11 protein-coding genes are annotated in these 14293 nt (G+C 52.8%); 4 read left to right on the top strand and 7 right to left on the bottom strand.

Translation table 11 applies throughout. From position 1 onward, the window contains the following. Window positions 1–1012, top strand: a 1012-nt coding sequence (locus OB13_RS12310; protein WP_461490467.1) for a substrate-binding domain-containing protein, incomplete at its 5' end; no start/stop codon positions are given. 41 nt (window positions 1013–1053) lie between these two features. Here the strand turns inward: OB13_RS12310 and OB13_RS12305 are convergent. From OB13_RS12305 to fucP, 7 genes are all read right to left on the bottom strand, one after another. After that, complete coding sequence (locus OB13_RS12305; RefSeq protein ID WP_461490466.1) at window positions 1054–1833, bottom strand: L-fucose dehydrogenase; 780 nt, start codon at window positions 1831–1833, stop codon at window positions 1054–1056. A gap of 9 nt (window positions 1834–1842) precedes the next feature. Next, window positions 1843–2676, bottom strand: a complete 834-nt coding sequence (locus OB13_RS12300; protein ID WP_461490465.1) for an amidohydrolase family protein — start codon at window positions 2674–2676, stop codon at window positions 1843–1845. Next, a complete protein-coding gene (locus tag OB13_RS12295) occupies window positions 2663–3520 on the bottom strand; it encodes a fumarylacetoacetate hydrolase family protein (protein ID WP_461490464.1) in 858 nt (285 codons plus the stop codon). The genes OB13_RS12300 and OB13_RS12295 overlap by 14 nt, the downstream gene beginning before the upstream one ends. Window positions 3521–3604: 84 nt before the next feature. After that, window positions 3605–4369 carry an SDR family NAD(P)-dependent oxidoreductase gene (locus OB13_RS12290; RefSeq protein ID WP_461490463.1) on the bottom strand — a complete coding sequence of 255 codons (765 nt, stop codon included), beginning with the start codon at window positions 4367–4369 and terminating at the stop codon, window positions 3605–3607. Between the two features lie 128 nt (window positions 4370–4497). Continuing rightward, complete coding sequence (locus OB13_RS12285) at window positions 4498–6165, bottom strand: UxaA family hydrolase (RefSeq protein ID WP_461490462.1); 1668 nt, start codon at window positions 6163–6165, stop codon at window positions 4498–4500. Then, entirely contained in the window at window positions 6162–6491 is a 330-nt protein-coding gene (locus OB13_RS12280) for an L-rhamnose mutarotase (protein ID WP_461490461.1), read from the bottom strand. The genes OB13_RS12285 and OB13_RS12280 overlap by 4 nt, the downstream gene beginning before the upstream one ends. A gap of 29 nt (window positions 6492–6520) precedes the next feature. Continuing rightward, window positions 6521–7834 carry an L-fucose:H+ symporter permease gene (gene fucP / locus OB13_RS12275; protein WP_461490460.1) on the bottom strand — a complete coding sequence of 438 codons (1314 nt, stop codon included), beginning with the start codon at window positions 7832–7834 and terminating at the stop codon, window positions 6521–6523. Between the two features lie 404 nt (window positions 7835–8238). Between fucP and OB13_RS12270 the strand changes: the two genes are divergently transcribed. From OB13_RS12270 to OB13_RS12260, 3 genes are all read left to right on the top strand, one after another. Next, entirely contained in the window at window positions 8239–9135 is an 897-nt protein-coding gene (locus OB13_RS12270; RefSeq protein WP_461490459.1) for an AraC family transcriptional regulator, read from the top strand. Window positions 9136–9627: 492 nt separating this feature from the next. Further along, window positions 9628–11979, top strand: a complete 2352-nt coding sequence (locus OB13_RS12265) for a glycoside hydrolase family 20 protein (RefSeq protein WP_461490458.1) — start codon at window positions 9628–9630, stop codon at window positions 11977–11979. A 168-nt stretch (window positions 11980–12147) separates the two neighbouring features. Beyond that, window positions 12148–14293: GH92 family glycosyl hydrolase (locus OB13_RS12260; protein WP_461490457.1), on the top strand; the 2146-nt coding region annotated here is incomplete at its 3' end.

Below are 14293 nucleotides of genomic sequence, written 5' to 3'. Positions count from 1 at the left end.
AGGTACGGTAGACCGGGTACTCCACAACCGGGGGCGAGTAGCGGAAGATGTGCGCCTGCGGGTACTCAAGATTGCAGAGGAGCTGAATTACACCCCCAATATTCTGGCCCGGGCTCTGGTTACCAACAAGATATACAACCTGGCGGCTCTCATACCTGACCCGGCAGCAGACAAGTACTGGCAGGCACCCCAGGCCGGGATCGAGAAGGCCGAAGCAGAATTGCGGCAGTATGGAGTACGGGTGACGCAGTATATTTTTGATCCCTTCAGTGCGGGTTCTTTCCAGAAAGAAGCCGACAAGGTAGCGGCCATTAAGTATGATGGCATACTAGTAGCCCCTATCTTTTACCGCCAATCCCTGTCCTATTTTAGCAAGTGGAAACGGGATGCTATACCTTTTGTCCTGTTCAACACACACATACCGGACTATGAGCCGCTCATGTACATTGGCCAGGACTCTTACCAAAGCGGTGTGCTGGCGGCCAAGCTCATGCATTACGGCTGCCGGGAGAAAGCTACTTTTGTAGTGGCCCACATAGGGGAAGACATTCAGAACTCCTCTCACCTGATCCATAAGGAACAAGGCTTTGTAGATTATTTTTCCAGAAATGACCTGGCCGGAAACTACTATCTCGCTCAGATAGACCTGCAAAACAGTCGCCAATTTACGTTTGCGCAGCAACTTGACAAGCTGTTTGAGGAGACACCTGCCATCAAAGGCATTTTTGTCACCAACTCCAAGTCAAACATCATCGCCGAATACCTGTACCAGAAGAACGTCAGCCATGTCAGCCTGATTGGCTATGACCTGATCGAGAAGAATCTCCACTTTCTCAACAACGGCCAGATTGATTTCCTCATCAACCAGAATCCCAAAGGGCAAGGCTACTGGGGCATACAGGGTCTGGCGGACCACTTGGTGTTTCAGAAGAAAAACAACCCGATCAAGTACCTGCCCCTCGACATCATTACGAAAGAAAACCTGCACTACTACATAGAAGCTGATCAATAACCGAGCTTAAGGACCGGTAGCACAGCCTGCAAATTATACCTCTACAGCGCCCGGTCCAGGTGCACGTAGCCCCCATCCACATGCACGAGCTGCCCGGTGGTGTGGCTGGATCGTGGGGAGAGCAGAAACGCCACCGTATTCGCGATCTCGGCGGTAGTGGTCATGCGCTGCTCCAGCGGTATCTTCTGTGTGATGGACTTCAGCTTGCGCTCCGGCTCTTCAAAGGTGCTGATCCAGGAGGCATACAGCGGCGTCCAAGCTTCGGCTACGATCACGGCATTGACCCGAATGCTGTAAGGCAGCAGTTCTACGGCCCACTCGCGCGTGAGGGCGTTGCGTGCTCCGTTGGCGGCGGCATAGGCGGATGTGCCTCCCTGCCCGGTCTCGGCTGTTTTGGAACCGATGTTCACAATGGCGCCTTTCGAGGCTTTCAGGGCTGGCAGGGCATGGTGCGCCATCAGGTAATAATGCACCACGTTTTTGTGAAGCGAAGCCATGAATGCTTCGTAGCTGCCCTTTTCCAGGCCTACCCCATCGTTCACGCCGGCGTTATTTACCAGGCCATCGATGCGGCCATACTGTTGCAGTACCGCCTGCACGGCTTTTTCGCATGCTGCCGGTTCTGTCAGTTCGGCCACTACCGCAAAGGCCTGCCCTCCGGCGGCCTCCACCTCTGCCACAGTTTTCTGATTATCTTCCCCCGATCTGCCTACAATAACAGGAATGGCACCCTCGGCAGCCAGCAATTTGACGATTCCCTCTCCTATACCTTTGGCCCCGCCCGTCACGATGATCACTTTATCTTTCAATTCTAAATCCATCGCATTGTCCTAAGTCAGGTTGTAAAAGTTGGCAGCATTCCCTCCAAAAAAAGCCGCCTGTTCCCTCTTGCTGAATGAAGAAAAGTACTCCTTCACAATACCCAGCATATCGGCATAGCTGGCCGCCACCAGGCACACCGGCCAGTCGGAGCCAAACATGATGCGGTCTGTTCCGAAGGCCTCCACCGCAGTGTCCAGATAAGGGACAAAGTCTTCTTTTTTCCAGTTGCCCCAGTCTGCCTCTGTCACCATACCCGATAGCTTGCAGTATGTATTTTGATGAGCGGCCAGGGCCTTTATACCTTGCTGCCAGTCACTTATACCTTGGTTTCGGAAATCAGGCTTGGCCAGGTGATCGAGCACGAAAGGCTGGTCCGGAAACTGGGCCACCAGCCGCTCCGCATATTCAAGCTGGTCCGGGTATATCAGGATATCATAGGTATAGCCATACCGGGCGAGCTTGCCGATGCCCCGCATAAAGTCGGGCCGGAGCATAAGCGCCTTGTCCTGTTGCCCCTGCAATATATACCGGAAACCTTTCATCTTCGGGAACTGGCTGTAATAATCCAGCCGGTCATCCAGGTTTTCGTCCTGCAACTCCACCCAGCCAACTACTCCTTTTACAAAATCATGCGCCTGTGCCTGCTCCAGCAGTAATTGGTTCTCTTCTTCAGGTTGCGCCGACTGCACCAATACACAGCCATCAAAGTCATGCTGCCGCAACAGCGGTTCCAGATCCGATGGCAGAAAATCCCTTCGGATCACTGCCATCTCATCGCTTATCCAGCTGTCGCGTTCCGGGCTATACTGCCAGAAGTGCTGGTGCGCGTCAATTTGGGGCATAGGCTCTCACAGTTTGTTTAGACGAGCCCAAACCGTCTATACCTAACTCCACCACATCGCCTTCCTGTAGGTATATCTGCGGGTTCATTCCCAGCCCTACACCAGCGGGCGTGCCTGTCGTGATCATATCGCCGGGCAGCAGCGTCATGAACTGACTCAGGTATGAAACCAGGAAAGGAATCTTGAAGATCAGGTTGGCCGTGGTACCGTCCTGCATGGTTTTTCCGTTCACGGTCAGCCACAGGCGCAGGTTGTCGATGTCGCCCAGTTCATCGGCCGTAGCCAGGAAAGGGCCGACCGGTGCGAAGGTGTCGTTGCTCTTGCCCTTCACCCACTGTCCGCCTCGCTCCAGCTGAAACTCACGCTCGCTGTAGTCGTTGTGCAGCGTATAGCCCGCCACAAAATCCAGTGCTTCCGACTCCGGGACATAGCTGGCTTTTTTGCCAATGACCACAGCCAGTTCCACTTCCCAGTCCAGCTTTTTTGCGTTCTTCGGTATCACCACGTCATCGTTGGGCCCGCAAAGCGCCGAAGTTGCCTTAAAGAAAAGGATCGGTTCCTGCGGTATGGCAGCGTTTGTCTCGCGGGCATGGTCGGCATAGTTCAGGCCAATGCAGACGATCTTAGACGGTCGGGCAATCGCCGGACCGAACCGCACGTCGGATGGCACCTGCGGCAGTTTCCCCTCGTTTTGCTGTACAAACGCTTCCAGCCGCTCAAGGCCGTTGCGCTCAAAGAACTGTTCGTTATAATCTTCTCCAAAGGCAGACACATCATATAGTACATCGTTCATGATCACGCCTGCTTTCTCCTGCCCCGGCTCTCCGAATCTGAATAGTTTCATGGTAAGGTATAGGTTAATAAATGGTAAGCATACCGCAGCAGCAGGATTCACTCGCTGCCCGGTAACTCTCTGGTTATAGTTTCTTTAGTTGTTCAGTTTGATAAAGCCACCGTCGATCGGGTAGTCGCAGCCGGTAATGAAACCTGCTTCGTCGGAGCACAGGAAAAGGGCAAGCGCCGCCACTTCCTCCGGTCTGGCCATTCGTCCGATGGGCTGGGTTTTGGAAAGTTTCTCAAACATCTCCTCCTCCCTGCCCGGATAGTTCTTCGCAATAAAACCATCCACAAAAGGGGTATGGACGCGGGCCGGGGAGACGCTGTTGCACCTAATGTTGGCCCCAAGATAATCCTTTGCGACAGACAGCGTCATGGCATGTATAGCCCCTTTGCTCATGGAATAGGCAAAGCGATCCGGTATGCCTACGTGGGAAACGATAGAAGCCAGGTTCAGGATGGCACCACCCCCTTTTTCCTTCATCCGGCTGACAGCAGCCTGCAGGCAGTTATAAGCGCCCTTCACGTTCACCTGGTAGATTCTGTCCAGGTCTGCTTCGGAAGTATTTTCCAGGTTGCCCACATGCGCTATACCTGCATTGTTGACCAGGATGTCTACTTCCCCAACTGCTTCGAACACCTTGTTCACCTGGTCCTGCCGGCTCACATCGCAGGTGTGCAGGAAGGCCCGGCTACCAGCAGCTTCAATTTCTGCCACTGTTTCGTGGGCCGCCTCTTCGTGCAGCTCCACTACGTGCACCTCAGCACCCTGTTTTGCAAATACCAGTGCGATGGCTTTCCCGATGCCGCTTCCGCCACCGGTCACAACCGCTTTCTTTCCTGTTAGCTTAAACATTTTGATTATTGATTGTTGGTTGTTACTTGTTTTGGGATGAAGATGGTCAGGCTGGCTATGTTAATTGCGATGTATCAACCACAATAGTCAAATAAACAATTGACAATTAACAATTCTTCACTCTTCCTTTAGAGTGAAACGCCGCGTTTCCAGAAAATAAAATCATCCTGCCCCAATTCCATCGCCCGGGTATCGTATTCTCCGCTGGCCAGTCCGATGATGTACTCCAGCATCTCCTCGCCCAGTTGCTCGATCGTTTTTTCTCCACTTATCACGGGGCCGGCATCCAGGTCGATCATGTCGGGCAACCGGGTGGCCAGGCTGGTGTTGCTCGAAATTTTAACGACCGGTGAGACAGGATTTCCCGTTGGGGTGCCCAGGCCTGTGGTGAACAGCTGCACCGTACAGCCCGAGCCCGCCATGGCCGTTGTGCTCTCCACGTCGTTACCCGGCGTACACAGCAGCGTCAGGCCACTTCTGCGCACATACTGGCCATACCCGAGTACATCCTTCACCGGGGAGGTGCCTCCCTTTTTGGCAGCCCCTGCCGACTTAATGGCGTCTGTGATCAGGCCATCTCGGATGTTGCCCGGGGAGGGATTCATGTCAAAGCCGGAGCCAACCGCCTCTGCACGGGCAGCGTAATCCCGCATAAGCTTTACAAAACGCTCTGCTGTTTCTTCATCTGCGCACCTGTTTATGAGCTCCTGCTCTACGCCGCACAGCTCCGGAAATTCGCTCAGCACGATCTTACCACCCAGAGCCGCTACCAGATCTGCTGTATAGCCCACCGCCGGGTTAGCCGATATACCGGAGAAACCGTCTGAACCACCGCATTCCACTCCTATGACCAGCTTATCCAGCGTGGCTGGCTGCCGTTCGCAGCGGTTGGCCTCAGCCATACCTTTAAAGGTCTGCAGAATGGCCTCCGACAGCATCGCAGACTCCGAGGCGGCTTTCTGTTGCTCGAAAACAAGCAGTGGTTTTGCAAAAGCCTGGTCCCGTTCCCGGATCTTCTCCTGCAGGATGTCGACCTGCGCATGCTGGCATCCGAGGCTTAGCACCGTCACGCCGGCTACATTCGGGTTGACACAGTAACCGGCCAGCAGCGCGCACAGGTTGTCCGAGTCTTCGCGGGTACCGCCGCAGCCACCGTCATGCGAGATAAACTTGATGCCATCGAGGTTCGAAAAAAGGCGTTTTTGAGCGGTATAAACAGGAGGCTCGGCCAGGTCGATCTCCCGCAGATCCTTACCCTGCCGGTAGAGGTTGGCAAGTTCCCGCACCTGCGCCTGGTATTTATCCGGCGAGGCATAGCCCAGCTCTTTCAGGAAGGCATGCTTCAGCGTCTCAATGTTCCTGTTCTCGCAGAACACCAGCGGCAGCACCAGCCAGTAGTTACGGGTACCCACCTGCCCATCGGCGCGCTGGTAGCCCCTGAACGTGCGCTGCGTCCATTTGCTCACATCCGGTGCTTGCCAGGTATACGCCGCGCTTTTCTGCGAAAAACCTTCTGCGGCGTGTTTTAAATTTTCGGTCGTGAGCAAGCTCCCTGTCGGCAGAAAACAGGTCGTTTTACCGACCAGCACGCCATACATGTATACCTCAGCACCGGCAGCCAGGTCTGTTATAGTGAACTTATGCTTGGCGGGCACGGAATCTTTTAAAATAAGCTCCCGTCCATCAAATAAGATACGGTTGCCCGCCTGCTGATCCTGCAGTGCCACCAGCACATTGTCTTTGGGGTGGATCCGGAGGTATGTTTTTCTGTTTGTCGTCTTCATCATCGTGCTCATAAAGCAAATAGCTTATTCATCGGCTGCCACTTTTCACCGGGTGCTACGCCGGGCAGTCCCTGCTGGTATTTCCACATCAGTTCTTCCCACTCCTGCACTTTGGGGTTGGCTGTATCCATGGCCGCTTTCCGCACAAAACAAAATGTATCGTTCACTTCCATGATCATAAACAGCCGGTTGGCCCACCGGTATATCTCCATGTGGTTTATACCTGCATACCGGATACTGGCGACAATCTCCGGCCATACGTTCCTGTGATAGGCTTCGTATTCGGCGATCAGGGTTGGATCATCTTTCAGGTCGAGCGTAAAACAGTGTCGGGGCATACTTGTGCTTTTAATTTGAATGGAAACAACTACAGGGCATTTGTCACAGGCTGTTTCACCAGCACGTCCTCTTCTTTTTCGTGGGCTACTATATCCGGTCTTTCAGCCACAAAGGCATAGAGCGCCACCACCAGAAAACATACCAGCGGCACATAAAACGCCAGCCCTATATTCTGCGTTAGATCGGAGACATAGCCCTGAACGGAAGTCAGGATTGCACCGCCCAGTATGGCCATTATCAGGCCAGATCCGCCAACTTTTGTATCGTCTCCCAGGCCCCGTATACCTAACCCGTAAATGGTGGGGAACATCAGGGACATACACCCGGATATACCAATGAGCGCGTATACGCCCGCCAGGCCGCTTCCGTAGATCACGATCAGGGTAAGTGCCGCGGCAGCAATGGCTGTAGCCAACAGCAGGGACTTTGGTTTAATGTACTTCATCAGAAAAGTGAACACAAACCTGCTCACCATGAAAAGGACCAGTGAAGCCATGTAGTAGTTGGAAGCGTCGCTCTCGTTCAGCTTCAGCTCCAGCATGACATACCGGATCGTAAAAGACCAGACGCCGATCTGTGCTCCTACATAAAAGAATTGCGCCACAACAGCCCAGACGTAATTAGGCGTTCTGGCCAGCCTGCCGAAAGTAGCAGACAGTTCTACCTTTGAGTCGGTGTCGGACGCTTTCGGCATCTTGGTAAAATAGAGCAATCCCCACAGCAGGACCAGGAAAAGAGCCACTCCCACATAAGGGCCCATCACAGCGGTCAGTTCCTCAGACTGCACAGCCGCCAGTTCGTCGGCATTCAGCACAGCCCGCTCCTCCGCATTCAGCTGGTTGAGTTGCGACAGGATAAATACTTTGCTCAGCAGCACCCCCGATATAGAACCGATCGGGTTAAAAGACTGGGCAAGGTTCAGGCGCCTTGTCCCCGATTCCTCTGGCCCCATGGCCACAATATACGGATTGGCTGCCGTCTCCAGTATGGACAGCCCGCCGGCCAGTACATAGAGTGCTACCAGGAAGTAACCGTAGGACAGCGTGAGACTGGCCGGATAGAACAGCAGCGCCCCCAGAATAAATAACCCTAACCCTACCAGTATACCTGTCTTATAGGTATATTTTTTTATCAGTATAGCCGCAGGCAGGGCCAAGCAAAAGTAGGCCCCGTAAAACGCCATCTGAATCCAGGAGGTCTGGAAATCAGACATGCTCATGATCCGTTTGAAGGCAGCCAGCAAAGTGTCTGTCATGTTGTTGGCCAGGCCCCACAAAAAAAACAGGCTTGTCACCAGGATAAAGGGCCAGATAGTACCTGATCTCAATAGGGAGCTTTTCATGGGAGCTGTAGCCATACGTTTGGTTAGTTAGACAAAAACTGATGAATTAAGAATTTGCAGGAACAGGATTTCTCCGGTACATCAGGCGGCCTTCACAGCAGCACCTCAAACATGAGATCCGGTTAACTGTATTGCACCAAAGTCACTTTGGTTGAAACAGAAACAGGTATTTCTGGCCTGCTACCTGGTGCAATCATACCTTTTCTTTTTCAAGGTAAATGCAGTGCTGGTACAGGCATCTACTACAAAGTAAAGAGATTACACCTAGCAGAGCAGTTAAGTGATTAACCAATTAATAAACTATTTTGGCATAATTATACCCAGCTTTTGCTATATTTCAACCAATGCGGCATACTAGCGGCGTATGAGCGGTATGCTTAGATTAAGCCAGACGCATTGCATTTATGCTGTTCCCTGATTCTTTCAGCACCATGAAGCCACACCTGATCAAGATTTCTACTGTTCCAACGCAATCCTTCAGCACCCGGCAGGACAAGGTGCCCTTCATCAATAACAGGTGGCACTACCACCCGGAACTGGAGCTGATCCACATTAAGCAGGGAGAAGGTTTGCAGTTTGTAGGAGACAACATCCAGCGCTTTTCCTCCGGAGACCTCCTGCTCATTGGCTCAAACCTATCGCATTACTGGCGTTTTGATGATGCCTATTTCGGCGAAAACCCGGCAGCAAAGGCAGATGTGTGCGTGGCGCACTTTGGTGAAAACTTCTGGGGAGAGACGTTTATCAACTTGCCAGAGAACAAACTTATCAAAGCAACGCTGGAGCAAGCGAAGCTGGGGATGCAGATAACGGGCAAGACACGCCAAATAGTAAGCCGCTTGCTGGATGAAAGCCTTCAGGCGGAAGGCGCCAGAAGGATCATTCTCCTTCTGGAGATACTGGATCTTATTTCCAGAAGCAACCAGACCCGGGTGCTCTCCTCGCTGGGCTTTCAGATGAAACTCGAAAAAGCGGAAGAGGAACGCATCAACAGGATATACGAATACTCCCTGGCTAACTTCCGGAATAAAATAGAGCTTCAGGAGATTGCAGCAGTCGCATACCTGAGTCATAACTCCTTTTGCCGTTATTTTAAATCAAAAACCAGGAAAACCTACTCCCAGTTTCTGATCGAGATCAGGGTAGGCCAGGCCTGTAAACTCATCATGGAGAACAGACTGGACATGAAGCAAATCTGTTATGAAAGCGGCTTCAACAACTTAACCAGTTTCTACAAATGCTTTAAAAAAATCTCCGGCCGGAGCCCGTTGCTTTATCAGAAAGAATTCCTCCATAAGTAGCCATGCGTCTACCTCCTGCACATGCGGCCTCGCCAAACTTGTTCTCCAGTAGTAGGCGGGGAGCAGAATAAGGTGACTGAAGGATAGGTCTTTTTATGACTTGCCGGGAGAACATTCACCTTTTGATCTCAAAAACTGGTTCATCCGGGATAATACTATTCCAACATTGTGTATAAATGAATTTTAAAATATTTTCAACACAAACGTATGTCTTAACATAGGTAGTCCTAGGTAGGCAGGTTAGGGAAACGTGCAAGCTGTTTTTTCACTAACTTATGCCTGCTTAGCAGTTCATTTACTGGGGGCAAGGCCTGGGCTATACCTATAATGCACAGCTTCATTGGTTGGCAAGTGTGCCAGCGTATAGCGGCAGGAAAACCGGATGCTTGGCACGCCGGCAGAACCGGGAAGAGAACGACAGCTTAACTGAAAGAAACTGAACTAGTATCGCCTAAAATATAATACATCTATAAAGCACAAATACATTTTAATATGAATCTAAGCTTCAGGAAAAAGATCGTACATTTTGTTACAGCATGTGCCCTGGCCGGTATGGCAGCTCCGATGGCAGTGGCCCAGGGGCAACAGAAAACAGCACAGCAGCAGACCATCTCGATCATTCCGCAACCGGTTAAGCTGGTCCAACAAAGTGGCAGCTTTGCCATTGGGAAAGAAACCCGGATCTTTGTGGATCCTAAAAATGTTGAGCTCCGCAACATCGGGGAATACCTGGCAAAGCACATACAGAAGATGACGGGCGTGCAGCCGGCCGTGATTCAGAAAGCGCCCGACAAAAACAGCAGCCAACACATCTACCTGACCCTTTCAACTCCGGTGGACACACTGGGGGCTGAGGGCTATACCCTGAATGTGCAGCCCACGCAGGTGGTGCTGGCTGCCAAAGAACCGCATGGCATTTTCCTGGGCACGCAAACGATCCGTCAACTGCTGCCGCCACAGCCTACTACTGCTCCGGTCTCTATACCTGCGCTGGAGGTAGTGGACAAGCCTCGTTACCAGTGGCGCGGCATGCACCTGGATGCAGGTCGTCATTTTCAGCCGGTGGAGTTCGTGAAGGAGTACATCGACTACCTGGCCATGCACAAGATGAACACCTTTCACTGGCACCTCACGGAAGACCAGGGATGGCGCATTGAGATCAAGAAATACCCTAAACTGACGGAGGTAGGCGCCTGGCGCGACGGCACACTCATCGGCCACTACAGCAACCAGCCACACCAGTTCACCAACGAGCGGTACGGTGGCTTCTATACCCAGGAACAGATCAAAGACGTGGTGAAATATGCGCAGGAGCGTTACATCAATGTGGTGCCCGAGATCGAAATGCCGGGGCACGCCGTAGCGGCACTCACGGCTTATCCGGAGCTTTCCTGCACCGGCGGCCCGTTCCAGGTAGAGAAAAAATGGGGCGTGTTTGACGATGTATTCTGCGCCGGCAACGAACAGACCTTTAAATTTCTGGAGGATGTGATGACTGAAGTGCTGGCTTTGTTCCCGAGCAAGATCGTGCACATCGGAGGCGACGAATCTCCGAAGACCCGCTGGGAAAAATGCCCGAAATGCCAGAAGCGTATTGCCGACGAAGGGCTGAAGGATGAGCACGAACTGCAGAGCTATTTTATCCAGCGCATGGAGAAATTCCTTAATGCCAAAGGCCGCACTATCATTGGCTGGGATGAAATACTCGAAGGCGGCCTGGCACCGAACGCCTACGTGATGTCGTGGCGCGGTACCGAAGGCGGCATTGCGGCTGCCAAGCAACACCATTATGTAGTGATGACGCCGGGCTCGCACGTATACTTCGACCATTACCAGGGCGAGCCGAGCCTGGAGCCGACTGCCATCGGCGGCCTGACCACGCTGGAGAAGGTATACTCTTTTGAGCCTACCCCATCTGTGTTATCCGCAGAAGAAAAGAAGTACATTCTGGGCGCCCAGGCCAATGTCTGGACCGAGTATATCCCGACTACAGATCATGTGGAATATATGGTCTTCCCGCGCATTTCTGCCTTGTCGGAAGTGCTGTGGACACCTGCCAAACTGAAAGATTGGAAGAGTTTCCAGAACCGCATGCAACAGCAGTACAAGCGGTATGATGCCTTGGGTATAAACTATGCCAAAAGTACCTTTAACGTAAAGCAGCAGATAGCAGTAGACCCGGCCAAAAGCACAGCAACAGTCAGCCTGGCTACGGATGCCTTAGGTTCAAATATCTTCTATACCCTGGATGGCAGCGAGCCCACTCCTGCAGCCCAGGCTTATACGGCCCCCTTCCAGTTGACCAATTCAGCGGAGATCAAAGCGGCCTCCTTTGAAGAAGGAAAGCCAATGGGCAAAGTGAGCACCCGCAAGCTGGATGTACACAAAGCCTTTGCCCATTCGGTCGAGTTGAAGCATGCGCCGCACCGCAGCTATACCGCTGCCGGTCCCCTGACACTGGTAGACGGACAGCAGGCCACCAACAGCTTCACCAACGGACAGTGGCTGGGGTTCCTGGGCACGGACGTGGAAGCGGTGATCGACCTGAAAGAGAAGCAGCGCATCAACAGCATCACCAGTTCCTACCTGCAAACCAAAAATGACGGCATCCATCTGCCCGAGCAGGTAGAATTTGCCATCTCCAAAAATGGTAAGAAGTATAAGACGGTGAAAGTGGTGACCGAGCTGACGGACAAACCGGGCGTGTTCAAGGAAACACTGACAGCAGAAGTGCCTAACAAGAAAGCGCGTTATATCAAAATAACTGCCAAAAACCCACGCCCTGGTTCTGAAAAGGACAAAGGGAAAGCCTGGCTGTTTACTGACGAGATCATCGTAAAGTAAGGGCATCATTCTGTCTGTAAAAGGAAAGCAGGCCCCATCGAAAGGTATGGGGCCTGCTTTTTATGTTTAGCTGTGTCCCGTAGCAACAGACCGGGTAGACAGACAATTTATCCAATCACCGGAAAACGCTATCTTAGCAACTTTCGCCAAAGCACATCTATAGAAAATATGACCCTTAAATTCCTGTCCAAGTTCAAAGCTGCCTGTCTGCTGCTGGCGTGCGTTTCTGTATCCTGCACGAATAGCAGCCTGCCTGATAGCAACCCTGATACTGCCCCGCTTACCAGATTTGTAGACCCTTACATCGGCACCAGCTACCACGGCCACGTGTTCATGGGCGCCAATGTGCCCTTCGGCGCCGTACAGCTCGGGCCAACCAATATGTCGCAGGGCTGGGACTGGTGCTCGGGCTACCATTATTCCGACTCCACCATCGTGGGCTTTGCGCACACGCACCTGAGCGGCACCGGCATCGGTGACCTGGGCGATATCTCGGTGATGCCTGTAACAGGGCAGGTGCAACTGGTGAAAGGAAGTATAAAAGATCCGAAGAGCGGGTATTACTCGCTTTTCTCGCACGAAGACGAAACCGCAAAAGCAGGCTATTACGCCGTGAAGCTGAAGCGCTACAACATCGCAGCAGAACTGACGGCCACCGAGCGCGTAGGCTTCCATAAGTATACTTTCCCAAAGTCTGACGAAGCCGCCATCATCATCGACCTGAAAGAAGGCATTGGTTGGGACATGCCGACCGAAACCTTTATTGAGCAGGTAAACGACAGCACCCTGGCAGGCTACCGCTTCTCCAAAGGCTGGGCCAACGACCAGCGCGTCTACTTCACAGCCGTGTTCTCCAAACCGATCGAGAAGTTCGAGAGCTTCCAGGTATACGACACAGCGGCTACTTCGCCAACACCGGCCGCTAAAGGCACCCGCATCAAAGGAATCGCGCGGTTCAAAACCAAAGAAGGCGAGCAGGTAAAACTGAAAGTTGGTATCTCGCCGGTAAGCTCCGAAAATGCACTGGCCAACATCCGGGCAGAAGTGCCACACTGGAATTTTGAGAAAGTGGTAGCCGAGGCCGATAGTGCCTGGAACCGCGAACTGCAGAAAGTACGCATTACGGCCCTCGACTCAGCCCAGATGCGCACCTTCTATACCGCCCTGTACCATACCTTGATTGCGCCCTCCATTTTCAACGACCACAACGGCGACTACCGCGGCACGGATAAAAAAGTATACCAGAAGGCGGACTTTACCAACTTGACCACCTTTTCGCTCTGGGACACTTACCGCGCGGCACACCCGCTCTATACCCTCCTGCAGGCCGGGCGCGTGAATGACATGATCAGTTCCATGCTGGCAATTTACCAGCAGCAGGGCAAGCTACCGGTGTGGCACCTGATGGGTAACGAAACCAACACCATGGTGGGCTACGGCAGCGTGCCGGTGGTAGCCGACGCCATCCTGAAGGGCTTTGACGGCTTTGACCATGAACTTGCCTACGAGGCCATGAAAGCCACCGCCATGGGCAACGAGTTCGGTCTCACCTGGGTGAAAAAACAAGGGTTTATACCTGCCGACGAAGAAGTGGAAAGTGTAGCCAAAGGCCTGGAGTACGCCATCGCTGACTGGAGCATTGCGCAGGTAGCCAAAAAAATGGGCAAGCAGGCGGACTACGAATACTTCAGCAAGCGTGGCCGCTACTACGAGCAGTATTTCGACAAGCAGACCCGCTTTATGCGCGGCCGCATCTCGCAGAACGCGTGGCGCACGCCCTTCGACCCGTTCAAGTCCGAGCACCGCAAAGATGATTACGCCGAAGGCAATTCCTGGCAGTATACCTGGCTGGTGCCACAGGATGTGGAAGGGCTGGTTGCTCTGATGGGCGGCGAAGAAGCCTTTGCTCACAAGCTGGACTCCCTGTTTGTGGCAGAAGGTCATATGGGGGAAGAAGCCTCCAACGACATCACCGGCCTGATCGGGCAGTATGCGCATGGCAACGAACCCAGCCACCACATCACTTACCTGTATCCATATGTGGGGCAGCCCTGGAAAACAGCAGAAAAGGTGCGCTTCATTGTGCAGAACATGTATACCGATAAACCCGACGGCATCATCGGAAACGAAGATGTCGGGCAGATGTCGTCCTGGTATATTTTCTCTACCCTGGGCTTCTACCCGGTTAACCCGGCCAACGGCGCTTATGTATTCGGGAGCCCGGCCGTGAAGCAGGCCATCCTCACACTACCTGGCGGCAAGGTATTAGAGCTTTCGGCACCCAATAACAGCCCGGAAAACAAGTATATCCAGC

It is taken from the genome of Pontibacter sp. HJ8, from assembly GCF_054824225.1.
The sequence above is the reverse complement of the archived record's forward strand: the minus strand, read 5'-3'. Positions and strand labels throughout refer to the sequence as shown.

Excerpts from the sequence above, each read along its gene's own strand:
- OB13_RS12285 (WP_461490462.1), bottom strand. The coding sequence starts at position 6,165 with ATGAGCACGATGATGAAGACGACAAACAGAAAAACATACCTCCGGATC.
- OB13_RS12295 (WP_461490464.1), bottom strand. The coding sequence starts at position 3,520 with ATGAAACTATTCAGATTCGGAGAGCCGGGGCAGGAGAAAGCAGGCGTG.
- OB13_RS12300 (WP_461490465.1), bottom strand. The coding sequence starts at position 2,676 with ATGCCCCAAATTGACGCGCACCAGCACTTCTGGCAGTATAGCCCGGAA.
- OB13_RS12270 (WP_461490459.1), top strand. The coding sequence starts at position 8,239 with ATGCTGTTCCCTGATTCTTTCAGCACCATGAAGCCACACCTGATCAAG.
- fucP (WP_461490460.1), bottom strand. The coding sequence starts at position 7,834 with ATGAAAAGCTCCCTATTGAGATCAGGTACTATCTGGCCCTTTATCCTG.
- OB13_RS12305 (WP_461490466.1), bottom strand. The coding sequence starts at position 1,833 with ATGGATTTAGAATTGAAAGATAAAGTGATCATCGTGACGGGCGGGGCC.
- OB13_RS12265 (WP_461490458.1), top strand. The coding sequence starts at position 9,628 with ATGAATCTAAGCTTCAGGAAAAAGATCGTACATTTTGTTACAGCATGT.
- OB13_RS12290 (WP_461490463.1), bottom strand. The coding sequence starts at position 4,369 with ATGTTTAAGCTAACAGGAAAGAAAGCGGTTGTGACCGGTGGCGGAAGC.
- OB13_RS12280 (WP_461490461.1), bottom strand. The coding sequence starts at position 6,491 with ATGCCCCGACACTGTTTTACGCTCGACCTGAAAGATGATCCAACCCTG.